The following is a 24,374-nucleotide window of genomic DNA, read 5'->3' on the forward strand; positions in this document are numbered from 1 at the left end:
GCCTTCAGCGCTCGCCGCGAACCACGAGGCTCACACCGATGGCTGTCGTGGCGATGCCCGCCAGTGTCACCAGGGTGATCGGCTCCGCGAACAGCAGCCAGGCCATCACGGCCGTGCAAGGCGGCACCAGATAGAGCAGGCTCGTGACCGCCGTCGCGGTGCCTCTCTGGATGAGGATGTAGAGCAGCGAACTGCCGCCCAGGGACAGCGCCAGGACGGACCACGCCATCGCGCCGCCCGAGGCCAGGTTCCACTGGATGCTGTCGGTCTCCAGCGCGGCGAATGGCAAGGTCACGAGCAATGCTGCGGCCGTCTGGATCGCATTCGCGCTGCGCACATCGCAAGGCGCGAGAAAGCGCTTCTGGTAGAGCGTGCCGGCGGTGATCGATAGAAGTGCCATCAGCGCCAGCCCCATCGTCAGCGCACTGACTTCCCCGCCCTGCCCAAGCTTGCGGGACACCACGAGCACCAGCCCCGCGAACCCGAGGAAAAGGCCGGCCCACTGGCGACGCGTGATGTTGCCGCCGTTCATCGACATCCAGACCGCCGTCAACACCGGCTGGATCCCGACGAGCAGCGCAATGAGCCCCGAGCCCATGCCGGCACGGACCGCCGCCCAGACGCCGCCGAGATAGCCCGCCTGCATCAACACACCGGTCACCGCGAGATGGCCCCACTGCACGCGATCGCGTGGCCACGCGACACGCGCCAGCCGAACCCAGGCGAGGAAGCAGATCACCGAAAGGGCATAGCGCACCGACAGGAACTTGAGCGGCGGCGCATAGGGCATCCCGTACCGCGCGACGATGAAGCCTGTGCTCCAGATCAGCACGAAGACCGCAGGCAACGCGCGCAGCCAGCCCGCGGAACGGGCAGTGCCCGTCATTTCGCCCGGGCCCGGATCTCGGGTATGGCCTTCTGAAGGTAGTAGACCATCGACCAGACGGTGAGCACAGCGGATATCCAGATCAGCCACTGGCCCCAGGCGCCGGTGTCGATCTTGCCGAACAGCATGCCGTTGAAAAGCAGGAACGGTATCGCCACCATCTGCACCACGGTCTTGACCTTGCCGATCATGTGGACCGCGACGCTCTTGCCTGCGCCGATCTGCGCCATCCATTCGCGAAGCGCCGAGATCGCGATCTCGCGGCCGATGATGATGAGCGCCACGAACACGTCGGCGCGGTTCAGGTGGACCAGCACAAGCAGCGAAGCGCACACCAGGAACTTGTCGGCGACGGGATCGAGGAAGGCACCGAAGGCCGAAGTCTGGTTGAGCCGGCGCGCCAGGAACCCGTCGAGCCAGTCGGTCGCCGCGAAGACGATGAACATCACCGTCGCGATGAGATTGCGCGACGGCTCCGACAGCGGCAGGTAGAACACACCCACGATCAGCGGAATCGCGACGATGCGCGCCCAGGTCATGATCGTTGGCAAGGTCCAGAACATTCGAATGAGTATATGGCCCTCCCCCAGGCTTGCTCGCTTCGCGTAGCCGCCTACCCCCTCACGGGGGCGGTGCCTGCGGACCGGCGGAGCCGGATCCGCGGCACCCTGCGAATCGCTTGCGCGTTGCGCTTCGCACTTCTTGCGACGGAGAGCGACCGGCAAAGAACCGGGGAGTGCCAGGAATACCGCGGAACCGGCGTTGCCGGGCCGCCGGTATTGCCCCCTGCAAGGGGGTGGAGAGTGACACAAAGTGCACGAGCCTGGGGGTGTGCTAGTGCAGTGCCCTATATATTTCTTCGGCAAGCTCGAACGCGATGCCGTCGACCGATGCGATGTCTTCGACGCTCGCGGCCGCGACGCCGCGGATTCCGCCGAAGCGTTGGAGCAGGCGGGCGCGACGCTTGGGGCCGATGCCGGGGATGTCTTCGAGTTGGCTGCCGCCCACGCGGATCTTGGCGCGCTTGGCGCGCATGCCGGTGACGGCGAAGCGGTGGGCCTCGTCGCGAATCTGCGCGACGAGCATCAATGCGGCCGAATCGCGGCCCAGATAGACCTTTTCGCGGCCGTCGGCAAAGACGAGTTCCTCCAGGCCGACCTTGCGGCCTTCGCCCTTTTCCACGCCGACTATCAGCGATAGCGGCAAGCCCAGTTCGCTGAACACTTCGCGTGCCATCGACACCTGGCCCTTGCCGCCGTCGACGAGGACCAGGTCCGGCATGCGCGCGGTGCGCTTGCCGGGCGCGGCGTCCGAACCGGCGCCCCCGGCATCGCCGGCCGGCGGCGCCTCGGTTTCGGCGGCCATCGCCTCGGCGAGCTTGCCGTAGCGGCGGTGCAGCACCTGTCGCATCGCGGCGTAGTCGTCGCCCGGCGTGATGCCTTCGATGTTGTAGCGGCGGTATTCGCGGTTCTGCATGGCGTGGTGCTCGAACACGACGCACGACGCCTGGGTCGCTTCGCCGGCCGTGTGGGAGATGTCGAAGCATTCCACGCGGAAGTTGTCGAGGTCGTCCGGCGCCAGTTCGAGCGCATCGACCAGCGCGCGGGTGCGCGCCTGCTGCGAGCCCTCTTCCGCGAGCAGGCGCGCCAGCTGGAGCCCGGCGTTCGTGCAGGCCATCTCCAGCCAGTGCCGGCGTTGCTCGCGCGGCTGGAACACCGCCGTCACGCGCGTGCCCGCCTGCTGGGAGATGGCCTCGATCAGCTCGCGACTCACGAGTTCGCTCAGCACCAGTGTGGCTGGCACCGGCACATCGATGTAGTGCTGCGCGACGAAGGCCTCGAGCACCTGGACTTCGACCGGGTCGGCGAGCGGCGGCGCGTCATCGCCCTCGGCATCGCCTTCGCCATGCAGCATCTGCGTCGCGTCTTCTACGTGCACGGGGAAGTAGGCGCGGTCGCCGAGGTGGCGCCCGCCGCGCACCATGGCCAGGTTCACGCAGGCCTTGCCGCCTTGCACCTTGACGGCGAGGATGTCCACGTCCTTGTCGGATGCAATCTCGACGGACTGCTGGTGCAGCACACGCGACAGGGCCGACATCTGGTTGCGCAGTTCCGCCGCCTGTTCGAACTCCAGCTTCTCGGCGTGGGACATCATCCGCGCCTCGAGCTGGGTGAGCACGGCCTGCGTGTCGCCCATCAGGAACGCCTCCGCATTGGCCACGTCCTGCGCATAGGCCTCCGGCTCGATGTAACCGACGCAAGGGCCGCTGCAGCGCTTGATCTGGTAGAGCAGGCACGGCCGCGTGCGGTTGCTGTAGACCGTGTCTTCGCAGGTGCGCAGCTTGAAGACCTTCTGCAGCAGCTGGATCGACTCCTTCACCGCCCAGGCACTTGGGTACGGACCGAAATAACGGTGCTTGCGGTCCACCGAGCCCCGGTAATACGCCAGCCGCGGGAAGGTGTGCGATGCGATCTTCAGGTACGGGTAGCTCTTGTCGTCGCGAAACAGGATGTTGTAGCGCGGCTTGAGCGTCTTGATCAGGTTGTTCTCGAGCAGCAGCGCCTCGGCTTCGGAGCGCACGACCGTGGTCTCCATCCGCGCGATCTTCGAGATCATGTGGCCGATGCGCGTGCCACCGTGGTTCTTCTGGAAATAGTTCGCCACGCGCCTCTTGAGATTGCGCGCCTTGCCCACGTAAAGCACCGCGCCCGCCGCGTCGAAATAGCGATAGACGCCGGGCAATTGCGGCAGGGCCGCCACTTCGCTGAGCAACTGATCGGAATGCGTTTCTGCCATTGTTCTTACTGTGAGGTCCCCGTCCCGTTCGCCAGCACCGGTTCGCACCGGACCTCCGTGTGGACCGAATTGGCGATGAAGCACTGCTCGTGCGCCGAGTGATGCATGGCCTCGATCTGTTCCTGCGTGGGCAGGCGCTCGCCGGAAAAATGCACCTCCGGCCGCAAGGTGACAACCGTGATCGCAACCTTGCCCGCAGCGTTGCGCGCCATCTGCCCGGCCGCGCTGTCGGCATACCGTTCCACGCAAAAGCCGCGCGAACCGGCGATCGACAGGAACCACAGCATGTGGCAACTGGACAGGGACGCGACGAAGAGCTCTTCCGGATCGACGGCGCTGGCGTCCGACATCGGCAGCGGCACGACGTGCGGCGAGGACGAGCCCGTCCACTCCGCGCCGCCGTCGAAGCGGATCGCATGGCGGCGGCTGTAGCGATTGCCAACGAAGTCCTGACCGTCGCGTTGCCAGAGGATGTCGGCGAAGTGTTGTGACATGGAAGCTGTCTCCGGAGTCTCCGTGAGGGGGCTGTAGAGTATCCCGCGATGCGCTGGGACATTTTCTGCAAGGTGATAGACAACCATGGCGACGCTGGCGTCTGCTGGCGCCTGGCGGCCGCGCTCGCCGGGCAGGGCGAAGCCGTGCGCCTGTGGATCGACGATCCTTCTGCGCTGGCGTGGATGGCGCCCGATGGCTGCGACGGCGTCACCGTCATCCCCTGGACGAAGACGGCAGGCGAAAGCCATGCCGGCAGCGCACCCGCGCCGGACATCCTGATCGAGGCCTTCGGCTGCGATCCGGCGCCCGAGGTCATCGAACGCTTTGCCGAGCAGGCCCCGCGAAGCGGCTCGATCCACCGCTGGATCAATCTCGAATACCTTTCGGCCGAACCCTATGTCGAGCGCCTGCATGGCCTGCCCTCCCCGGTCTTCAGGGCGCCGGGCGCCGGGCTGACCAAGCACTTCTTCTATCCCGGCTTCACGCCTGCGACGGGCGGCCTGCTGCGCGAGCCTGAACTGATGACGCAACGCGAGCGTTTCGACCGGAGCGCCTGGCTGGCACAGAGAGGCATCCCCTGGCAGGGCGAACGCCTCGTTGCCCTGTTCTGCTACGAGCCGCCGGCGCTCGATGCCCTTCTGGGCCAGTTCGAACATGCCGAACATCCCACCCGCCTGCTGGTGACCGCGGGGCGCGCCACCGCAGCCGTGCCCGCCGGGCCGGCACGGCGCGGCGCCCTGTCGATTTCGTGGCTGCCCTACATGTCCCAGCCCGACTTCGATCACCTGCTCTGGGCCTGCGACCTGAACTTCGTACGCGGGGAAGATTCGCTGGTCCGCGCGATCTGGGCGGGCGCACCGTTCGTCTGGCAGATCTACGCTCAGGACGACGACGCCCACCACACCAAGCTCGACGCCTTGATGGACTGGATGGACGCACCGCAGTCACTGCGCAGCTTCCACCACCTCTGGAACGGCGTGGCGAAAGGCTCATTGCCGGACCTGGCCGCGGCGACACTCGAAACCTGGGGTTCGGCCACGGTCGCAGCGCGCGCTCGCCTGCTTGATCAGGACGACCTTTTGACGCGCCTGCGGCGTTTCATCGCCCAAAAAAGCTAAAATTGCGGGCTTTGCGGATTTCCGGCAGAGGGCACGCCCCGACGCCGCACCATCCGCTGAACCCGCCGCGGTGAATGCGCCGGAGGGCCAAAGGGCCCGACGACGCACCGAGCGGCCAACATCCAGAGACCCTGTTTATGAAAATCGCTCAAGAAATCCGCGCTGGCAACGTGATCATGCACGGCAAGGACCCCATGGTCGTCCTCAAGACCGAATACAGCCGCGGCGGCCGCAATTCCGCCACCGTGCGCATGAAGCTCAAGAGCCTGATCGCCAACTTCAACACGGAAGTGGTCTTCAAGGCCGACGACAAGATCGACCAGATCGTGCTCGACAAGAAGGAGTGCACCTACTCCTACTTCGCCGATCCCATGTACGTCTGCATGGACACCGAATACAACCAGTACGAAGTCGAAGCCGAGAACATGGGCGATTCGCTCAACTACCTCGAAGACGGCATGCCGGTCGAAGTGGTGTTCTACGACGGCAAGGCCATCTCGGTCGAACTGCCGACCAGCGTCGAGCGCGAAATCACCTGGACCGAGCCGGCCGTCAAGGGCGACACCTCGGGCAAGGTCATGAAGCCCGCCAAGATCTCTACCGGCTTCGAAATCGGCGTTCCGCTCTTTGTCGCGCAAGGTGACCGCATCGAAATCGACACCCGGACGGGCGAATACCGCAAGCGCGTCTAAGCGACCGCTTCTCCTGAAAAAGGCTCCCTCGGGAGCCTTTTTTGCGTCCGTTCCAAATCACCGGGCCCGAAAACTGCAAAGCGCACAATTCAGCTTCGCTTTTCTCGCAAGACCATGCCCAACACACACGACCTTCACGACAAACGCCTCGCCGACGCCTGGGCCACCCTGCAGGCCCATGCGGACAAGGGTCTCCCTCTGCACAACGACCCCTCGCGACTGGCCTTCGCCGATCCCGAGTTCCTGCTGCGCCGGGAGACCCGCGGACTGCGGATGCAGCTCGAGCTCATGAAACCGGACCTCGAAATGCGCGCCCACGGCATCGAGAACACGGTGGTTGTGTTCGGCAGCGCGCGATTCCGCAGCGAAGAGGAATCGGGCGCCCTGATCGCTCAGGCCGAGGCCTCGGGCGACACGATCGCGGCAGATCGCTGGCGCAAGCTGGCGCGCAGTTCCCATTACTACGAGAAGGCGCGCGCCTTCGGCAAGCTCGTCGCGCAGTACAGCAACGACAAGGAGCCACAGGACAAACTTTTCGTCTGCACGGGCGGCGGCCCCGGCATCATGCAGGCGGCCAATCGCGGTGCGTATGAAGGCGGCGGCCTGTCGGTCGGCCTGGCGATCGCCCTGCCGATGGAAGAGGAAGCCAATCCCTACGTCACGCCGGCGTTGAGCTTCAAGTTCCACTACTTCGCGATCCGCAAGATGCATTTCATGATGCGGGCGAAAGCGCTGGTGGCCTTCCCGGGCGGTTTCGGCACGCTGGATGAGCTGTTCGAGGTCATCACGCTGGTGCAGACCCGCAAGGCCAAGCCGGTGCCGATTGTGCTGTTCGGTTCGGATTACTGGAAGCAGCTCATCAACTTCGAGTTCCTGGCAGAGGAAGGCGTCATTTCCCCGAACGATGTGAAGCTGATCGAGTACGTCGACGCGCCTCAGGACGCGTGGGACTACATCAAGACCTTCTATAAGCTTTAGCTCGCCCCCAGGCCTGCCCACTTCGTGTGGCCGCCTACCCCCTGCCGGGGGCAACACCGGCGGCCCGGCTGAGCCGGTTCCGCGGTGTCACTGAGCTCGCCCCCAGGCTGCGCGCACTTCGTGTCGCTTCGCCGACCCCCTGCCGGGGGCAACACCTGCGGACCAGCGGAGCCGGATCCGCGGTGTTTCATCAACTGGGCTGGTTTTGCGGCTTTGGGTTACTCGTGCGGGTCGGTGCGGGGGGCTTGGAGACCCCAGACGGAGCGTGTGCCTAGCGCCACGACGCCGCCGACGATCCAGAACACGCCGGCCACGCCGATCAGCGCGCCGGCTGCGCCGAAGAGCATGGGCATGGCGACGCTGGAGGCGTTGAGGGTCATGACGCGCAGGCCGAGGGCCTCGCCGTGCCTGGCGTGCGGCGTGATCTGGTGCAGCATGCTCATCACCATGGGCTGCACGGCGCCGAGCGCGACGCCCAGCAAGACCGAGCAGACGCCCATGCCGAGCGCCGAACTCATCAGCGGATAGGCCGCGAACACGAGCGCGGTGATCACGTTCGACGCGGTGATCACGACGCGCTCGCTGAAGCGCGAGGCCACCAGCGGCAGGACGACGCGGATTCCGGCGGCTGCCACCGCGAAGGCGCCCAGGATCGTGCCGATCATCGAGGCGCTCAACCCACGCTCGTGGCCGAGGATCGGCAGGACGAAGGTGTGCACGTCCCAGGACGCGGACTGGAGCCAGTTCACGAACAGCAATCGCCTGAACATCGGCTCGTTGAGCAAGTCCCAGGCGCGTGGCTTGGGTGCGCCGGGGGGCAGGCGTACGGGAGGCAGTTCGGAGGTCCCGCGCGCCAGCGTCCAGCACGCGACCGGAAGCAACGCCAACAGGGCGAAGGCGACGCGATAGCCGAGCAGGTCGCCCGGCGTGGGGCCGGCATGGTCGATCAGCAGGCCGGTGACGAAAGGCCCGACGAAGTTGGCGGCGGCCGGCGCTATCGCCAGCCAGCTGAAAACCTGCTTGAGCTGGGTCGGGTTGCTCGCAGCACGGCCGACGTGGCGTTGCAAGGCAATCACCGCGATGCCGGTAGCACCGCCAGTCAGCAAGGCGGCGATGCAAAGCACCGGAAACACCGGCAGCACGGCAGCCATCGCGGCCCCGGAAGAAGCCGACACCACGGCAATCGTCAATGGCCGCCTCAGGCCGTGCCGGTCCGCGAACCGCCCGGCCGGGAGCGCCAGGAACACCTGCGTCAAGGCGAACAGCGCCAACAGCACGCCGACCGCGGCGGCGCTATAGCCTTCACGGAGGGCCAGCAGCGGCGCCGCGAGCCGGGTGCCTGTCATCGCCGCATGCAGGCAGACCTGCGCGAGGATCAGGCGAAGAAGGCCGGCATTCACGTCGGGCTGTCGTCCTCGCCGTCGGTGGCCGGGAGCAGCGCCTGCGATTGCGCCTCGGGCAGCGCCTCCACCTTGCGCAGCGCGAGCCGCATCTGCTTGGCACGCGTGTCCGCCTTGTCGAGGGTGTCGGAGGCCTTGGCGACCTGCTCCTTGATCCGCGAGACCCATTCGCCGTAACGCTCGAACTCGGTCTTGACCGCACCGAGCACCTTCCACACCTCGGAGGCCTGGTGCTCCAGAGCCAGCGTGCGAAAGCCCATGTGCAGGCTGTTGAGCATCGCCAGCAGGGTGGTCGGCCCGGCGAGCGTCACGCGGTGCTGGCGCTGGATCGCATCCATCAGGCCCGGCCGGCGCAGGACTTCGGCATACAGGCTTTCGACCGGCAGGAAGAGGATCGCGAAGTCCGTGGTGTGCGGCGCGGCAAGGTAGTTCTCGGAAATGGACCGGGCCTCGGTGCGGATGCGGGTTTCCAGCGCCTTGGCTGCGGCCTCGGCAGCCCCGGGGTCGGCCCGTTCATGCGCATCGAGCAGGCGCTCGTAGTCGTCCCGCGGAAACTTCGCGTCGATCGGCAGCCAGACCGGCGCACCGTCCCCGCCGCGCCCCGGGAAGCGGATCGCGAAGTCCACCCGCTGGCCACTGCGGGGCTTGGTCTCGACCTGCTTCGCATACTGGTCGGTCGTCAGCACCTGTTCGAGGAGCGCTTCGAGCTGCACTTCGCCGAACACGCCGCGGGTCTTCACATTGGTCAGAACGCGTTGGAGGCTACCGACCCCGACGGCCAGCGTCTGCATTTCGCCCAGCCCCTTGTGAACCTGTTCGAGCCGGTCCGCCACCTGCTTGAAGCTCTCGCCCAGCCGGGCTTCGAGGGTGCTCTGGAGCTTCTCGTCGACCGTCTGGCGCATCTCGTCGAGCTTGGCGCTGTTGTTCTGCTGGAGTTGCGCAAGCTGCGTTTCCATCGTCGCGCGGACTTCGGCAAGCCGGCGCGCATTGGATTCGCTCAGCCCCTGGAGCTGGGTGTTGAGGGTGTCGGCCAGCGTCTTCTGCAACAGCGTGAGTTGCTGCGCGAAGGCGTCGATCTGCGCGTTCTGGGTACGCGTCGATTCAGCGCCCTGTTGGGTCAACGCCTGCTGGAAGGTGGCAAAGGCCTGCGCGGTTTCCTGCCGCGCGCCGCGCGAGGATTCGCCGATCTCGTGGCGCAGTTCGCGCTCGATGCGCTCGTTGGCCGCGCCCAGCGTCGCGACAAGCATCGAATGGTCGGGCGCAGGCTGCCTGCGAAGCAGCAACCACAGAAGGAGGATGAAATTCAGGGCGGCGAGAGCCAGCAGGATCCAGGTTTCGGTCACGGGGGATGTTGTCTTCCTACTTGGCCGCAAGCACTGCGGTATTGAGCGGCGTGACGGGCTTGCCGTTCACGAGATAGCCGATGAGGTTGTCCACCGCCAGGTCGGCCATGGCGCGCCGCGTCGGGACGGTCGCGCTCGCGATGTGCGGCGTGAGCACGACGTTGGGCACGGTCAGCAGGTCCGGATGCACCTTCGGCTCGCCTTCGAAGACGTCGAGGCCGGCCGCCGCGATGCGCTTGTCGCGCAGCGCCGCTGCCAGCGCCGCATCGTCGACGATGCCGCCGCGCGCGATGTTGACCAGCGTGGCGGTAGGCTTCATGAGCGCCAGTTCGGCCGCGCCGATGGTGTGATGCGAAGCGGCCGTGTAGGGCACTACGAGCACCACGTGATCCGCCGACTTCAGCAGCTCTTCCTTGCTCGCATAGCTGGCCTTGCAATCCGCCTCGAGCGCCGGATCGAGCCGCGAGCGGTTGTGATAGATCACCTTCATGCCGAAGCCGTGCGCGCCGCGCCTGGCGATGCCCTGCCCGATCCGGCCCATGCCGATGATGCCGAGCGTGGCGCCGTGGATGTCGGCGCCGGAGAACATGTCGTAGCTCCATTTCTCCCACTTGCCGGCACGCAGGAAATGTTCGCTTTCGGCAATTCGGCGGGCCGTTGCCATCAGCAGTGCGAAGCCGAAGTCGGCCGTGGTCTCGGTGAGCACATCCGGCGCATTGGTGCCGAGCACGCCGTGCGCCGTCATCGCGTCGATGTCGAAATTGTTGTAGCCGACGGCCATGTTGGCGCAGATCTTCAGGTCGGGGCAGGCAGCGAGCACCTCGGCGTCGATGCGCTCGCTGCCGGTGGTGAAGGCGCCCTGCTTTCCCTGCAGCTTTTCGATCAGCCGGGCCTTGCTCCAGGTCTCGTCGTTCGGGTTGGCCTCGACCTCGAAGTGTTCCTCGAGCCGGGCAATGGTCTCGGGAAAGATCGAACGTGCCACGAGGATTTTCGGTTTGCTCATGATCAGCGGAAGAAGATGAAAGTGGCAATGACGAACAGCGGCACCAGGATGACGCCCGACCACAGCATGAAGCCGAAGAAGCTCGGCATCCGCACGCCGCGGCTTTCAGCGATGGCCTTGACCATCAGGTTGGGCGCGTTGCCGATGTAGGTGTTCGCGCCCATGAACACGGCGCCGGCCGAGATCGCCGCCAGCGTCGTCGCGTAGGTGGTCATCAGCGCCTGCGGATCGCCGCCGGCGGTGTTGAAGAACACCAGGTACGTCGGTGCGTTGTCGAGGAAGGAACTCAGGATCCCGGTGGCCCAGAAATACATCGCGGGATCAGGCTGGCCATCAGGGCGCGTCACCGCCGAGACGATCGCGCCGAAGGGCCCGTTCACGCCCGCCTTGAGCATGGCGATCACCGGGACGATGGTCAGGAAGATGCCGGCGAACAGCTTGGCGACTTCGAGCATCGGCTCCCAGCCGAACTGGTTGGCCGCATGTACCTTGGGCGAGGTGATCCTGAGCGAGATGAGCGTGATCACGATCAACGCCACATCGCGCACGATGCCCGGAAGGCCGACAGGGGTGCCGAAGACGTCGAAGCTGACCGGCGATTTCCAGATGCCGCTCAGCAGCACGAAGAACAGGATGCCGGCCAGCAGCCAGAAATTGACCGCCCCGTCGAAGCCGATCGAGTCCGTGTCGGGCGTCGGATCGAAGCGCTGCACGCCCTCGTTGCGATAGTAGAAGGAATCGAGCGCGTAGAAGATGGCCAACAGCGCGCCGACGAGGAACAGGGTGTCAGGGAAGATGTTCTTCGCGGTCCAGAAGAACTCGACCCCCTTCAGGAAGCCGAGAAAGAGCGGCGGGTCGCCCAGCGGCGTCAGAGACCCGCCGATGTTCGACACGATGAAGATGAAGAACACGACCACATGCACCTTGTGCTTGCGGTTGTCGTTCGCCCGGATCAGCGGACGGATCAGGAGCATCGACGCGCCCGTCGTCCCCATGAGGCTGGCGAGCACCGCACCGATTGCCAGGATCGCCGTGTTGAGCTTGGGCGACCCGCGCAGGTTGCCGCGAATGTGGATGCCGCCCGCGACCGCAAAGAGCGCGCCGAGCAGGACGATGAACGGGATGTACTCGGCCAGCAGCGCATGCACCAGTTGGGCACCTGCCATCGAAGCGCCGTAGACGGCAGCGAACGGCAGGAGAAAGCCCAGCGCCCAGGCCGCAGTCACCTTGCCGTAATGGTGATGCCAGAACGACGGCGCCAGCAGCGGCATCAACGCGATCGACAGCAGCAGCCCCGCAAAAGGCACGCCCCACAGCGGCGACAGGCTGCTCCCGTCGACATCGGCTGCCGAGGCGATGCCTGGCGCCAACAGGGGCAAGGCCACGGCCGCCAGCAAGCGCAAGGCCTTGTTCGTAAGCAGTCGCGCCTTCATGCGGAAGGCTGTGCGATCTCGAAGACCTGCCGCAGGTAGGCCAGGTACCGTTCGTCCTCGCACATGTTCTTCGAGGGCGTGTCTGACAGCTTGGCCACCGGCTGGTCGTTGCAGCGGATCATCTTGATCACGATCTGCAAGGGCTCGTAGCCGAGGTCGTTGGTGAGGTTGGTGCCGATGCCGAAAGCCAGCTGGCAACGGCCGCGGAACTGCTGGTAGAGCTCGATGGTCTTGGGCACCGTCAGTCCGTCGCTGAAGATCAGCGTCTTGGTGCGCGGGTCGACGCGGTTGGCGATGTAGTGCGCCAGCATGCGCTCGCCCCACTGGAAGGGGTCGCCGCTGTCGTGGCGCGCGCCATCGAACAGCTTGCAGAAATACAGGTCGAAGTCCCGCAGGAAGGCCGTCATGCCGTAGACGTCCGACAGCGCAATTCCCAGGTCGCCGCGGTATTCCCGCGCCCACGACTCGAAGCCGAAGATCTGGCTGTCGCGCAGCCTCGGCCCGAGCGCCTGGCAGGCCTGCAGGTACTCGTGCGCCATGGTGCCCAGCGGAATCAGGCCGAGCTTCATGGCGTACAGGACGTTGCTCGTGCCCGCCAGTTGCGGCAGCTTCGCCAGCGCGTTCGGATGATGAGGCGCCGTCACGGCGCCGAGCCGTGATGACAGCGTGCGCAGCACCTCTTCGTGCCAGTCCTTGGAGAAACGCCGGCGAGTGCCGTAGTCGGCGATCTTGAGATCCGCCAGGCCCTCGTCCTGCAGTTGCACGATCTTGGTGTCGAGCCTCTTGCGGCCCTCGGCGAAGTCGGGCCGGGGGTGGGTATTGCGAAAGTACACCTCGTTCACGATCGCCAGCACCGGGATCTCGAACAGGATGGTGTGGAGCCACGGCCCCTCGATGCGGATCTCGAGTTCGCCGGAAGCCTTCGGGATGATGTTGATGTACTTCTCGTTCAGCCGGAACAGGCCGAGGAAGTCGACGAAGTCGCTCTTGATGAAGCGCATCGTCCGCAGGTAGCTCAGTTCGGGATCCTTGAACTGCAGCGAGCAGAGATGGCGCACTTCCTCGCGGATCTGGCCGGCGAACTGCGCCAGGTCGATACCGGGATTGCGGCACTTGAAGCGGTACTCCACGCGCGCGCCCGGGAAGTGATGCAGGACCACCTGCATCATCGTGAACTTGTAGAGGTCGGTATCGAGCAGGCTGTGGATGATCATGGTGCGGAACGCTGTCTCCGGGTTCGATGTGCGGTCGATTATCACGGGCTGCGTCGGCATGTGCCTACGACCCGTTCCCCGAGCGTCCTACCGTTGTATCAATGTCTTGACGCGACAGTGTCTTCACGCCGGCCAGCACTCGTTTCAGGTCGGCGACGAAACCTGATTTTGAAGGAGATACGGCATGAACAAAGACACCCTCGAAGGGAACTGGAAACAGCTCAAGGGCAAGGTCAAGGAGCAATGGGGCAAGCTGACCGACGATGACTTCGACGTCATCGCCGGCAAGCGTGACCAGCTCCTGGGTCGCATCCAGGAACGCCACGGCATCAGCCGCGACGAAGCCGAGAAGCAAGTGACCGACTGGGAAAGCCGCGACGGGCGCACCCCAGCTGCCATCTGGATGGAACGCGTCTGATCCCGGCCGCTCCGCAATCGATTTCACAACTTAAGAGGTAACTGCCATGAAAAAACATCTGCTCATGATCGCCATTGCATCGACCTGTCTCGTGGCCGGTCAGGCCGCCAGCGCGATGACTTCCGACGAATACAAGGTCGCGAAGGAAAAGATCGAAGCCGACTACAAGGTCGACAAGGCGAAGTGCGACACGCTGAAGGACAACGCGAAGGACGTTTGCAACAAGGAAGCTACCGGCAAGGAAAACGTTGCCAAGGCCGAGCTGGAACAGCAATACAAGCCCAGCGAGAGCCACGCTCGCAACGTCAAGGAAGAACAGGTGAAGGCCACCTATTCAGTCGCCAAGGAAAAGTGCGACGACCTGAAGGGCGATGCCAAGAACGCGTGCGAGAAGCAAGCCAAGGCTGACGAGGCCAAGGGGATGGCCGACGTCAAGGCAATGAAGACGAAGATGTAATCGGCTCGCGCTGATTCACCATTGAAAACGGCGTCCCAGGACGCCGTTTTCGCATTTGCGCTTGCTCAGCCCTTGAGTTCTTCCACCACCGCCCGCAACGCCGGCGGGAGCTTGACGGGCCGTTGTGTCGCCCGGTCGACGTACACGTGGACAAAGTGGCCTTGCGCGGCAGCCGTTGCAGCGCCGTGCGCAAACAGGCCGATCTCGTAGCGCACGCTGGAGCTTCCGGCGTGCGCCACCCGTATCCCCGCTTCCACCGTCTCCGGAAAGGCAAGCGGCGCAAAGTAGTTGCATTGCGTCTCCACGACGAAACCGACCGTGGTGCCCTCATGGATGTCCAGCGCTCCGCGCTCGATCAGGAGCGCATTGACGGCGGTGTCGAACCAGCTGTAGTAGACGACGTTGTTGACGTGCCCGTACATGTCGTTGTCCGCCCAGCGCGTCGGGATGCTTCGAAAGACGCGATAGTTGCTGCGGAGTTCAGGGCTGTGTCGGACGCTCATGGCGCGGCATTTTGCCAGCGCCGCCAGTAGTCGTTGGCCACCTTGAAGGTGCCCAGCTGCACCTGCACCGTCTCCGCGATGTCGCTGGCGTAGCCGCCGGCCATCGAAAAGGCCAGCGGGATGCGTCGCTGCCAGGCGAAGTCGAAGACGCGTCGGTCGCGCGCCTCCAGGCCGTCGAAGCTCAACTTGAGTCGCCCCAGGCGATCGTGCTCGAAGGGATCCGCGCCGGCAACGTAGATGATCAGCCCCGGCGTGAAGCGTCGGTCCAGTTCGTCGAGCGCTTGTTCCAGGGCTGCGAGGTACTCGTCGTCGCGGCATCCATCGGGCAACTCGACGTCGAGGTCGCTCGCTTCCTTGCGGAACGGGAAGTTCTTCTGGCCGTGCAGGGACAAGGTGAACACGCTGGGATCGCCACGAAAGATGCTCGCGGTGCCATTGCCCTGGTGCACATCCAGGTCGACCACGGCCACACGGAGGGGGGTTCGCCCTCGCCGGCCGTGCTCGGCCTGCATGAGCCTCGCCGCCACTGCCGAATCGTTGAAGACGCAGAAGCCGCCGCCCTTTGCAGCGCTCGCATGGTGCGTCCCGCCGGCCATGTTGGCCGAGACCCCTTCGGCCAATGCGGTCCGGCAGGCCGCGATGGTCGCCCCGGTGGACCGGCGGGAGCGCTCGACCATGGCTTCGCTCCAAGGGAAGCCGATCTCGCGCATTGCCTCGGCGCTGACGCTCCCGTCGCTAATGGACGCGATCCATTGCGGGGCGTGTGCAAGCGCCAGTTCGCCATCGGTGGCGCGCGGCGCCTCGAACATCTCGACCTGGGGCAAGTGCCGCTCAAGCTGCGCTCGCAACAGTGCATACCGGCTCATCGGAAATCGATGGCCCGGAGGAAGCGGCAGGACGAACTGGCCTGAATAAAACGCACGCATCGGAACCATTGGACCCGATTTAGAAAACGGGTTCTAAATTGCTGCAATGCAACAGAAAAGTCTTGTCCGGAAAGCGAAGCTGCCTATACTCGACACCCATGCTGCACTGCAACAAGAGTTCAGGTCAGCTTACAGAGAATTCGCCTTAATTCCTTATTCACTTGTTAACTGGAGCACTTCATGGCCCTCACCGCTGACCAAATCATCTCCGCTCAAAAAGCCAACCTGGAAACCCTGTTCGGTCTGACCACCAAGGCTTTCGAAGGCGTCGAGAAGATCGTCGAACTCAACGTGACCGCCTCCAAGGCCGCACTGACCGAAGCCGCCGGCACGACGCAAGCCCTGCTGAGCGTCAAGGACGCGCAAGAACTGCTTGCCCTGCAAGCCAGCCTGTACCAGCCCCTGGCTGAAAAGACCGCTGCCTACAGCCGTCACCTGTACGACATCGCCCAAGGCACCGGCGCCGAATTCACCAAGGCTTTCGAAGTCAAGGCCGCTGAAGCCCAGCAAGCCTTCGTCGGTCTGGTCGACAGCGCCGCCAAGAACGCACCCGCCGGTTCCGAAACCGCCGTCGCCGTGATGAAGAGCGCCGTGGCTGCTGCCAACAACGCTTTCGAATCGGTGCAAAAGGCTGTCAAGCAAGCTTCCGACGTCGCCGAAGCCAACTTCCAGGCTGTGCAAACCACGGCTGTGAACGCTGCCAAGAGCACCGCTCAAACCGCTACGCGCAAGCGCTGAATTTCCAAGCCCGCACGACAGCGGGCGTGATTGTCTCCTTGGGTCCTTCGGGATCCAATTCAGGGCCCCCGTCTTCGGACGGGGGCTTTTTTTTGCTCGCCCCCAGGCTGCGCGCACTTCGTGTCGCTTCGCCTACCCCCGGACCGGGGGCAACACCGGTGGACCGGCGGAGCCGGATCCACGGTGTTTCACGAAGGGGCCTGGCTTCGCCGGCCACTGGGTGGAAGGCGGGAATAATCTGGGGTTCTTATCGTTCAGGAGACTTTTCATGCAGATCGACGGCAAGGTTTTCATCGTTACCGGTGGCGCTTCAGGGCTTGGCGAGGGTACGGCGCGGATGCTGGCGGCGAATGGCGGCAAGGTCGTCATCGCGGACATGCAGGCTGACAAGGGCGAGGCGGTTGCCAAGGAGATTGGTGGGGTTTTCGTCAAGTGCGACGTCAGCCAGGAAGCGGACGGGCAGGCTGCCGTGGCTGCTGCTCAAAAATTGGGCAAGCTGATGGGGCTGGTCAACTGCGCGGGCATTGCGCCGGCCGAGAAGACGGTGGGCAAGACGGGTCCGCATGCGCTGGCGGTGTTCAGCAAGACGGTCACGGTCAACCTGATCGGCAGCTTCAACATGATCCGCCTCGCGGCGGACGCGATGAGCAAGAACGAGCCCGAATCGACCGGCGAGCGCGGCGTGCTGATCTCGACCGCCTCGGTGGCGGCGTACGACGGACAGATCGGCCAGGCGGCCTACAGCGCCTCGAAGGGTGGCGTCGTCGGCATGACGCTGCCGATCGCGCGCGACCTGGCACGCAACGGCATCCGCAACATGACGATCGCGCCGGGCATCTTCGGCACGCCGATGCTGTTCGGCATGCCGCAGGAGGTGCAGGACGCGCTGGCCGCCAGCGTGCCCTTCCCTTCCCGCCTCGGCACGCCGGAGGACTACGCCAAGCTCGCCAGGCACATCATCGAGAACGACATGCTCAACGGCGAGGTGATCCGACTCGACGGCGCGATCCGGCTGGCGCCCCGCTGACGCTTCCGAGGGCGCCCTCGGTGTCGTCGAGCGGGGTGACGGTGCCGGTGCGTTCGAGGCGCTCGTACTGGGCAATCACCTGCGCCCCGAAAAGCACCAGCGTGGCCGCGATCTCGAGGCTGAGCAGCACCACGATGGCGGTCGTGAGCGAGCCATAGACCACGTTCACCTGCGACAGCGTCGCAAAGTAGAGCACCAGCACCCGGCGCGTGACTTCCCAGAGCAGCGCCGCGGTCACCCCGCCCAGCAGCGCATGCCGGAGCCGCAGCCGGCCCACCGGCATGACCAGGTAGAGCGAGGTCAGCATGAAGATTTCGCCGGCCAGCCCGAGCAGGTAGAGCAGGACGCCCGAGACGCCTGACAGCGACCAGCTCCGGCCGAGCAGTTCGATGCTCTCTTCGCCAATCACCTGCAGCGCGCCCGAAACCAGGGTGACCAACATCAGCCCGATGCACAGGCACAGGATGTAGATGTAGGGCATCACCACCGAGATGAGGAAATGGCGGGAGTGGTCCGCCTTGCGGTGATGGAAGATCACCGCCATCGCGCTTTCGAGCACGGTGAAGGCAAGCGAACTGAAAAAGATCATCGTGACCAGCAGGACCGGCCCCAGCACGCCGGCATGGGTCAGGAAGTTCGACAGCTCGGCGATGATCGCCCGCGACTGGCCAGGCAGCAGCCACTCCAGATAGCGTCCCACCGCGCTCAGCAGCGCCGCCTGCTCGACGAAATGCGAAAGCCCGATCACGCTCACGATCAGCAGCGGCACGATCGACAGCAGCGCGTAATACGCGACGGCGCCCGCGAGCAGCAGACCCTGGTTGGCCCTGAAGCCCTTCAGCGCCTCCCAGATGAATCGCAACGGATGGCGCAGCAAGGGCGCTGCATGGGTGATGGTTCGGCGGATCATGCGTCGATTTTCGGGAGGCCAGTATGCCGCCGGCCGGCGACGTGTTCGAGGCTTGCGTATCATTTGCCGCTCTCCGCCTACATGACCATCCCCGCTTCATTCATCCAGGAACTGATCGCACGTGCCGACGTGGTGGAAATCGTCGGCCGTTATGTTCAGCTCAAGAAGGCGGGCGCCAACTTCATGGGCCTCTGCCCGTTTCATGGGGAGAAGTCGCCCTCCTTCTCGGTCAGCCCGACCAAGCAGTTCTATCACTGCTTCGGCTGCGGTGTACACGGCAACGCGATCGGTTTCCTGATGGAACATGCCGGGATGGGCTTCGTGGAAGCCGTGCATGACCTGGCCGGCCAGTACGGCATGCAGGTGCCGGAGGACGACGCCTCGCCCGAGGAGCGCGCCCGCGCGGCGGGCCAGCGCCAGAAGCAGGCGACGCTGTCCGAAGTGCTTGAAAAGGCGGGCGAGGCCTACAAGAAGCACTTGCGCCAGTCGCCCGGCGCGATCGGCTACCTGAAGGGACGCGGGGTCTCGGGCGAAATCGCCAGGCAGTTCGGCATCGGGTACGCGCCGGCGGGGTGGCGCACGCTGGCGAGCGTGTTTCCGGACTACGACGATCCCCTGCTGGCGGAAAGCGGCCTGGTCATCGTCGGCGAACCCGACGACAACGGGGACGGCAAGCGCTACGACCGCTTCCGTGACCGCGTGATGTTCCCGATCCGCAACGTCAAGGGCGAGTGCATCGGCTTTGGCGGACGTGTTCTGGGCGACGAAAAGCCCAAATACCTGAATTCGCCCGAGACTCCGGTCTTCAGCAAGGGCCGCGAACTCTACGGGCTCTACGAGGCGCGCGCCGCCTTCCGCGAACACGGCTATGCCCTCGTGACGGAGGGCTATATGGACGTGGTGGCGCTCGCGCAACTGGGTTTTCCGAACGCAGTCGCGACCCTGGGCACGGCGTGCACGCCGGAGCACGTGCAGAAGCTGTTCCGCTTCACCGAATCCGTCGTGTTCAGCTTCGACGGCGATGCGGCCGGCCGGCGGGCCGCGCGCAAGGCGCTCGACGGTGCGCTGTCCTACGCGACCGATGTGCGGAGCATCAAGTTCCTCTTCCTGCCGTCGGAGCACGATCCGGACAGCTTCATCCGCGAATTCGGGTCCGATGCGTTCGCACGCTTCGTGAACGAGGCGACGCCGCTCAGCCGCTTCATGATCGAGGCGGCCCGCGAAGGCTGCGATCTCGGCACGGCGGAAGGCCGCGCCCACATGGCCAGCAATGCCCGGCCGCTTTGGAGCGCCCTTCCCGAAGGCGCGTTGAAGCGCCAATTGCTGGGCGAGATTGCCGCCTTGGTGCAGTTGAGCAGTCAGGAACTGGGTGAACTGTGGGCGCCGGCAGCGCCGCGTGCACCGGCGCCTTCCGCACCGCCGCGGTCCGACGGTGAATGGAGCGACTGGAATGACCGGAGCGAGCGGGTCGAATGGATCGACGAATTCCCCCGCACTTCGCCTTCGCCGAAAAAGTGGCGTTCCAAGTTCTCCCGCACGCCCCCACCTCCCCGCCCGCCGCCCGGTGGCCGGAAGCTGCCGACCAGCCGTCCAGACGTGGCGGCGCGGCTGATCCTGTCGAACATGTCGGAATGGGAAGGCCTCTCGCAGGAGCTGCACGCGCTGCTGTGCGACCTGCCGGGCGAACACGGCCAGCTCTTCGCCTGGCTCGACAGCGAGTCGCATGAGCGTGGGATGCAGCCATGGACGGCACTGCGCGAAGGCCTGCGGGACATGCCCTTCGAGGCGCTCGCCCTGCGCGTCATGACGGGCCCCGACGGTGGCCCCATCGGCGACGCGGAAGGCGAACAGGCGGCCGACTCGGCCCGGGAACTGCGCAGCGTGCTCGACTACATGCTGGACGACCTGCTCAAGACCCAGCAGAGCGAAGCGATCGCCGCCGTCGGCTCCGACCCCCGTGCCCTGGAGCGCTACAAGGCGCTGGAGGCACGTCGGCTGGAGTTGCGAAATCGCCTCAACCCCGGCTCAAACAGTGCTTGAAAAATACGCAGCGCGCTATAATGTAAGGCTTCGCTAGACGCGAAACAGGCAAGAGCGACAGCAGCACCTCCGGGCCGACCCCATGCGCAATGCACTTCCCAACGGGAAACGGGTCAATACACCGCAAGGACTGCACACCAAATGTTCGCCCGACATCTTGCCTTTTGACGGCTCTGCGAGGACCTGTGTCCTCCTGGCCTCATTGTTTGTGCTCCTGCCTGCGCCGGGTTTGTGGCGCGTGTGATTCCGCTTGGTCCATCTTGTTGTATTGAGGTCTTATGCCCAGTTCAAAGAAGCCTGCCGTGTCCGCTGCCAAGAAGCCCGCTGCAGATCAGAAGCCGATCAGGGCCGCCGCCCTGCCGGCAACCAAGACAGGTGCCGCCGCGTCCAAGGCGTCTGCCGCAACGAAAGTGAAAACCGTGCCCACGAAATCGACCATCGCCGAAGAAACCCTGAAACCAGCCGCCAAGAAGGTGGGCCGTCCCCCCAAGGCCGCCGGCGCGCCCGCCGCAGCCGGCGGCGCCAAGCGAGGCCGCAAGCCCAAGGCCGCCAGCGAGGCGCCTTCGAGCGACGTCGACCTGTCCGACATCGAAGACGAGCTGGTCGGCGACGAGCCCTCCGCCTCGACGACCGAGGAAAAGGTCAAGCCGCTGCGCATGAAGATCAGCAAGGCGAAGGAACGCGCCTTGATGAAGGAATTCGGACTGGACGAGACCGTCCTGTCGGAGGAAGACCTGGCCAAGCGCCGCTCGCGCCTCAAGACCCTGATCACGCTGGGCAAGACCCGCGGCTACCTCACGCACGGCGAAATCTCCGACCACCTGCCCGACAAGCTGGTCGACGCCGAGACCATGGAAGTCGTGGTCACCATGCTCAACGACATGGGCGTGGCCGTCTACGAGCAGACGCCCGACGCTGAAACGCTGCTGCTGAACAACACCGCCCCGACCGCCACCACGGTCGAGGAAGCCGAGGAAGAAGCCGAAGCCGCCCTCTCCACGGTCGACAGCGAATTCGGCCGCACCACCGACCCCGTGCGCATGTACATGCGCGAAATGGGCACGGTCGAGCTGCTGACGCGCGAAGGCGAAATCGAGATCGCCAAGCGCATCGAAGGCGGCCTGATGGCCATGATGGAAGCCATCTCGGCTTCGCCCGCGACCATCGCCGAGATCCTGCGCCTCGGCCAGGAAATCCGTGACGGCAAGGTCGTCATCTCCACCATCGTCGACGGCTTCTCGAACCCGAACGAGGCCGACGACTACGTGGCCGAGGAAGACTTCGACGAATTCGACGAGGAAGACGACGACGACGGCAAGGGCGGCTCCAAGGCGCTGACCAAGAAGCTCGAGGAACTCAAGCGCGACGCGCTGGAGCGCTTCGACCGCATCGCCGTGATGTTCGAGAAGGTCCACAAGATCTACGACAAGGAAGGCTACGGCACGCCGGGGTACCAGAAGGCGCAGCACTCGCTCTCCGAGGAGCTGATGACCATCCGCTTCACCGCCCGCACGATCGAGAAGCTGTGCGACCTGGTGCGCACGCAGGTCGACGACGTCCGCAAGAAGGAGCGCGAACTGCGCCGCATCATCGTGGACAAGTGCGGCTTCCCGCAGGAAGAGTTCATCCGCGACTTCAGCGGCTACGACAAGAACGGCAACCGCGTCGCCTCGAACCTGCTCAACCTCAAGTGGGTCGAGAAGCAGGCCGCCGCCGGCAAGCCCTGGAGCGCCGTGCTCGCACGCAACATCCCGCCGGTGCAGGAACTGCAACAGCGCCTCGCCGACATCCAGTCGCGCGTGGTGGTGCCGCTCGCCGAGCTCAAGGACATCAACAAGCGCATGAACGAAGGCGAATCGTCTTCGCGTGACGCCAAGAAGGAAATGATCGAGGCCAACCTGCGCCTCGTGATCTCCATCGCCAAGAAGTACACCAACCGCGGCCTGCAATTCCTCGACCTGATCCAGGAAGGCAACATCGGCCTGATGAAGGCGGTCGACAAGTTCGAATACCGTCGCGGCTACAAATTCTCGACCTATGCGACGTGGTGGATCCGCCAGGCGATCACCCGCTCGATCGCCGACCAGGCGCGGACCATCCGCATCCCGGTGCACATGATCGAGACCATCAACAAGATGAACCGCATCAGCCGCCAGCATCTGCAGGAGTTCGGCTTCGAGCCCGACGCCGGCATCCTGGCCGCGAAGATGGAGATCCCGGAAGACAAGATCCGCAAGATCATGAAGATCGCGAAGGAGCCGATCTCGATGGAAACCCCCATCGGCGACGACGACGATTCGCACCTGGGCGACTTCATCGAGGACAGCAGCAACACGGCCCCGATCGAGGCCGCGATGCAGGCCGGCCTGCGCGACGTGGTCAAGGACATCCTCGACAGCCTCACGCCGCGCGAAGCCAAGGTGCTGCGCATGCGCTTCGGCATCGAGATGTCGACCGACCACACGCTGGAAGAAGTCGGCAAGCAGTTCGACGTGACCCGCGAGCGCATCCGCCAGATCGAGGCGAAGGCGCTGCGCAAGCTGAAGCACCCGAGCCGCAGCGACAAGCTGCGCAGCTTCATCGATACTCTGTAGGGCACACCCCCAGCCTCGCCCACTTCGTGTGGCTCGTGCACCCCCTTGCAGGGGGCAACACCTGCGGACCGGCGGAGCCGGTTCCGTGGTGTTCTCGCAAGGAAGACATGCCAAGAGGGCGCCGCGAGGCGCTCTTTTCATTGGAGACAGGAGACGCTTGCATGAACCCCGACGCCCACAAACTCTGGCTGGCCCCGCGCTGGGCGCTGGCCGTGCTGCTGGCGGTGCTGGGCATGCTCGGGCCGTTCTCGATCGACACCTACATTCCCGCGTTCTCGGGCATTGCACGTTCGATCGGCGCCACGCCGGTCGAGATGCAGCAGACGCTCTCGGCCTACCTGTTCGGCTTTGCGTTCATGAACCTGTTCCACGGCGCGCTGTCGGACAGCTTCGGCCGCAGGCCGGTCGTGCTGTGGGGCCTGGCGGTGTTCACGATCGCCTCGCTGGGCTGTGCGCTTTCCCAGACCATCGGCCAGCTCGTGCTGTTCCGGGCGCTGCAAGGGCTGTCGACCGGTGCCGGCATCGTCGTCTCGCGCGCGGTGATCCGCGACATGTTCCCGCCGGCGGAGGCCCAGAAGGTGATGAGCCAGGTCACGATCTACTTCGGCATCGCACCGGCCATCGCGCCGATCGTGGGCGGCTTCCTTTTCGTGCATCTCGGATGGCACAGCATCTTCTGGTTTCTTGTCGCGGTCGGCGTGGTGCTGTTCGTTGCCAACTACAAGCTGTTGCCCGAGACGCTGCACCTCGAGCACCGCCAGCCCTTCGAGGTGCGGCACCTGATGCGCGGCTATTGGGACCTGTGCTCGGACCCGCGCTTCCTCCTCCTTGCGCTGGCCAGCGGCGTTCCGTTCAACGGCATGTTCCTCTACGTGCTGGCTGCGCCCGCCTTTCTCGGCGAACACCTCGCGCTGGCGCCCACGCAGTTCTTCTGGTTCTTCCTGCTGACCATCGGCGGCATCATGGCCGGCGCATGGGCGAGCGGTCGCATGGCCGGCAAGGTCGCGCCGAAGCGGCAGATCCGCGACGGCTTCGTGATCATGCTGGCGACGTCGCTCGTCAACGTCCTGGCCAACGCCCTCTTCACGCCACACGCGGCATGGGCGCTCTGGCCGCTGGCGGTGTTCGCCTTCGGCTGGGCGTTGATGGTGCCGGTGGTGACCTTGCTCGTGCTCGACCTTCACCCCGATCGTCGCGGCATGGCTTCGTCGCTACAGGCGGTGATCGGTTCCACCGCCAACGGCATCGTCGCGGGCGTGATCGCGCCGCTGGTGATGCATTCGACCTTCGCGTTGGCTGCGACGTCGATCCTCATGCTCGGCATCGGTCTGGTCGCCTGGGTCTGGCTGCACGGGCGCTGGCCCGAGATCGGACGCCTCGTCGCCGGTGAACCGGCCTGACGG

22 protein-coding genes are annotated in these 24,374 nt (G+C 65.1%); 10 read left to right on the forward strand and 12 right to left on the reverse strand.

Annotation, left to right across the window (positions count from 1 at the left end):
- Window positions 1–4: 4 nt before the first annotated feature.
- From ACSFBL_RS05855 to ACSFBL_RS05870, 4 genes are all read right to left on the reverse strand, one after another.
- Window positions 5–886 carry a DMT family transporter gene (locus tag ACSFBL_RS05855; protein WP_435514802.1) on the reverse strand — a complete coding sequence of 294 codons (882 nt, stop codon included), beginning with the start codon at window positions 884–886 and terminating at the stop codon, window positions 5–7.
- Window positions 883–1,449, reverse strand: coding sequence for a CDP-diacylglycerol--glycerol-3-phosphate 3-phosphatidyltransferase (gene pgsA / locus ACSFBL_RS05860; RefSeq protein ID WP_435514803.1), 567 nt, complete (start codon window positions 1,447–1,449; stop codon window positions 883–885). The genes ACSFBL_RS05855 and pgsA overlap by 4 nt, the downstream gene beginning before the upstream one ends.
- A gap of 271 nt (window positions 1,450–1,720) precedes the next feature.
- Window positions 1,721–3,682, reverse strand: coding sequence for an excinuclease ABC subunit UvrC (gene uvrC / locus ACSFBL_RS05865; protein WP_435514804.1), 1,962 nt, complete (start codon window positions 3,680–3,682; stop codon window positions 1,721–1,723).
- 5 nt (window positions 3,683–3,687) lie between these two features.
- Window positions 3,688–4,176: an OsmC family protein gene (locus ACSFBL_RS05870; protein ID WP_435514805.1), complete on the reverse strand. Its 489-nt coding sequence runs from the start codon at window positions 4,174–4,176 to the stop codon at window positions 3,688–3,690.
- Window positions 4,177–4,224: 48 nt separating this feature from the next.
- Between ACSFBL_RS05870 and earP the strand changes: the two genes are divergently transcribed.
- From earP to ACSFBL_RS05885, 3 genes are all read left to right on the forward strand, one after another.
- Window positions 4,225–5,295: an elongation factor P maturation arginine rhamnosyltransferase EarP gene (gene earP, locus ACSFBL_RS05875; protein ID WP_435514806.1), complete on the forward strand. Its 1,071-nt coding sequence runs from the start codon at window positions 4,225–4,227 to the stop codon at window positions 5,293–5,295.
- Between the two features lie 137 nt (window positions 5,296–5,432).
- Window positions 5,433–5,987 carry an elongation factor P gene (gene efp, locus ACSFBL_RS05880; protein ID WP_028253416.1) on the forward strand — a complete coding sequence of 185 codons (555 nt, stop codon included), beginning with the start codon at window positions 5,433–5,435 and terminating at the stop codon, window positions 5,985–5,987.
- Window positions 5,988–6,101: 114 nt separating this feature from the next.
- Complete coding sequence (locus ACSFBL_RS05885; protein ID WP_435514807.1) at window positions 6,102–6,965, forward strand: LOG family protein; 864 nt, start codon at window positions 6,102–6,104, stop codon at window positions 6,963–6,965.
- A gap of 218 nt (window positions 6,966–7,183) precedes the next feature.
- Here the strand turns inward: ACSFBL_RS05885 and ACSFBL_RS05890 are convergent, their stop codons facing one another.
- From ACSFBL_RS05890 to pncB, 5 genes are read right to left on the reverse strand one after another with little or no spacing between them, the layout of a single operon-like run.
- Window positions 7,184–8,365 carry an MFS transporter gene (locus tag ACSFBL_RS05890; RefSeq protein WP_435514808.1) on the reverse strand — a complete coding sequence of 394 codons (1,182 nt, stop codon included), beginning with the start codon at window positions 8,363–8,365 and terminating at the stop codon, window positions 7,184–7,186.
- Window positions 8,362–9,708, reverse strand: coding sequence for a DNA recombination protein RmuC (locus ACSFBL_RS05895; protein ID WP_435514809.1), 1,347 nt, complete (start codon window positions 9,706–9,708; stop codon window positions 8,362–8,364). The genes ACSFBL_RS05890 and ACSFBL_RS05895 overlap by 4 nt, the downstream gene beginning before the upstream one ends.
- 16 nt (window positions 9,709–9,724) lie before the next feature.
- Window positions 9,725–10,711, reverse strand: coding sequence for a 2-hydroxyacid dehydrogenase (locus tag ACSFBL_RS05900; protein ID WP_435514810.1), 987 nt, complete (start codon window positions 10,709–10,711; stop codon window positions 9,725–9,727).
- Between the two features lie 2 nt (window positions 10,712–10,713).
- Complete coding sequence (locus ACSFBL_RS05905) at window positions 10,714–12,144, reverse strand: sodium:proton antiporter (RefSeq protein WP_435514811.1); 1,431 nt, start codon at window positions 12,142–12,144, stop codon at window positions 10,714–10,716.
- Window positions 12,141–13,358, reverse strand: a complete 1,218-nt coding sequence (pncB, locus tag ACSFBL_RS05910; RefSeq protein WP_435514812.1) for a nicotinate phosphoribosyltransferase — start codon at window positions 13,356–13,358, stop codon at window positions 12,141–12,143. Before pncB ends, ACSFBL_RS05905 begins: the two co-directional genes overlap by 4 nt.
- Window positions 13,359–13,542: 184 nt before the next feature.
- Here pncB and ACSFBL_RS05915 point away from each other — a divergent pair, with 184 nt between their 5' ends.
- Complete coding sequence (locus ACSFBL_RS05915) at window positions 13,543–13,776, forward strand: CsbD family protein (protein WP_435514813.1); 234 nt, start codon at window positions 13,543–13,545, stop codon at window positions 13,774–13,776.
- Between the two features lie 46 nt (window positions 13,777–13,822).
- Window positions 13,823–14,233, forward strand: a complete 411-nt coding sequence (locus tag ACSFBL_RS05920) for a hypothetical protein (protein ID WP_435514814.1) — start codon at window positions 13,823–13,825, stop codon at window positions 14,231–14,233.
- Window positions 14,234–14,298: 65 nt separating this feature from the next.
- On the opposite strand, the gene ACSFBL_RS05925 is transcribed toward ACSFBL_RS05920, so the two are convergent.
- Together ACSFBL_RS05925 and ACSFBL_RS05930 are read right to left on the reverse strand one after the other, a co-directional pair.
- Window positions 14,299–14,736, reverse strand: a complete 438-nt coding sequence (locus ACSFBL_RS05925) for an acyl-CoA thioesterase (RefSeq protein ID WP_435514815.1) — start codon at window positions 14,734–14,736, stop codon at window positions 14,299–14,301.
- Entirely contained in the window at window positions 14,733–15,662 is a 930-nt protein-coding gene (locus ACSFBL_RS05930; protein ID WP_435514816.1) for a histone deacetylase family protein, read from the reverse strand. Before ACSFBL_RS05930 ends, ACSFBL_RS05925 begins: the two co-directional genes overlap by 4 nt.
- Before the next feature lie 180 nt (window positions 15,663–15,842).
- Here ACSFBL_RS05930 and ACSFBL_RS05935 point away from each other — a divergent pair, with 180 nt between their 5' ends.
- Both ACSFBL_RS05935 and ACSFBL_RS05940 read left to right on the forward strand, forming a co-directional pair.
- On the forward strand, window positions 15,843–16,400 hold the full coding sequence (locus tag ACSFBL_RS05935; RefSeq protein ID WP_435514817.1) for a phasin family protein: 558 nt from the start codon (window positions 15,843–15,845) through the stop codon (window positions 16,398–16,400).
- Between the two features lie 268 nt (window positions 16,401–16,668).
- Window positions 16,669–17,427, forward strand: a complete 759-nt coding sequence (locus tag ACSFBL_RS05940; RefSeq protein ID WP_435514818.1) for a 3-hydroxyacyl-CoA dehydrogenase — start codon at window positions 16,669–16,671, stop codon at window positions 17,425–17,427.
- Here the strand turns inward: ACSFBL_RS05940 and ACSFBL_RS05945 are convergent.
- A complete protein-coding gene (locus tag ACSFBL_RS05945; protein WP_435514819.1) occupies window positions 17,375–18,337 on the reverse strand; it encodes a YihY/virulence factor BrkB family protein in 963 nt (320 codons plus the stop codon). The genes ACSFBL_RS05940 and ACSFBL_RS05945 overlap by 53 nt on opposite strands.
- An 81-nt stretch (window positions 18,338–18,418) precedes the next feature.
- Here ACSFBL_RS05945 and dnaG point away from each other — a divergent pair, with 81 nt between their 5' ends.
- The 3 genes from dnaG to ACSFBL_RS05960 all read left to right on the forward strand — a co-directional run bounded on the left by dnaG (window position 18,419) and on the right by ACSFBL_RS05960 (window position 24,371).
- Window positions 18,419–20,377 (forward strand): DNA primase, encoded by a 1,959-nt coding sequence (gene dnaG, locus ACSFBL_RS05950; protein ID WP_435514820.1) that lies wholly within the window; start codon window positions 18,419–18,421, stop codon window positions 20,375–20,377.
- Window positions 20,378–20,655: 278 nt separating this feature from the next.
- Complete coding sequence (gene rpoD / locus ACSFBL_RS05955; protein ID WP_435514821.1) at window positions 20,656–22,971, forward strand: RNA polymerase sigma factor RpoD; 2,316 nt, start codon at window positions 20,656–20,658, stop codon at window positions 22,969–22,971.
- Window positions 22,972–23,132: 161 nt separating this feature from the next.
- On the forward strand, window positions 23,133–24,371 hold the full coding sequence (locus ACSFBL_RS05960; RefSeq protein WP_435514822.1) for a multidrug effflux MFS transporter: 1,239 nt from the start codon (window positions 23,133–23,135) through the stop codon (window positions 24,369–24,371).
- The last annotated feature ends 3 nt before the right edge of the window (window positions 24,372–24,374 follow it).

This window comes from Variovorax glacialis (assembly GCF_051216375.1).
Taxonomy (GTDB): Bacteria; Pseudomonadota; Gammaproteobacteria; order Burkholderiales; family Burkholderiaceae_C; genus Variovorax.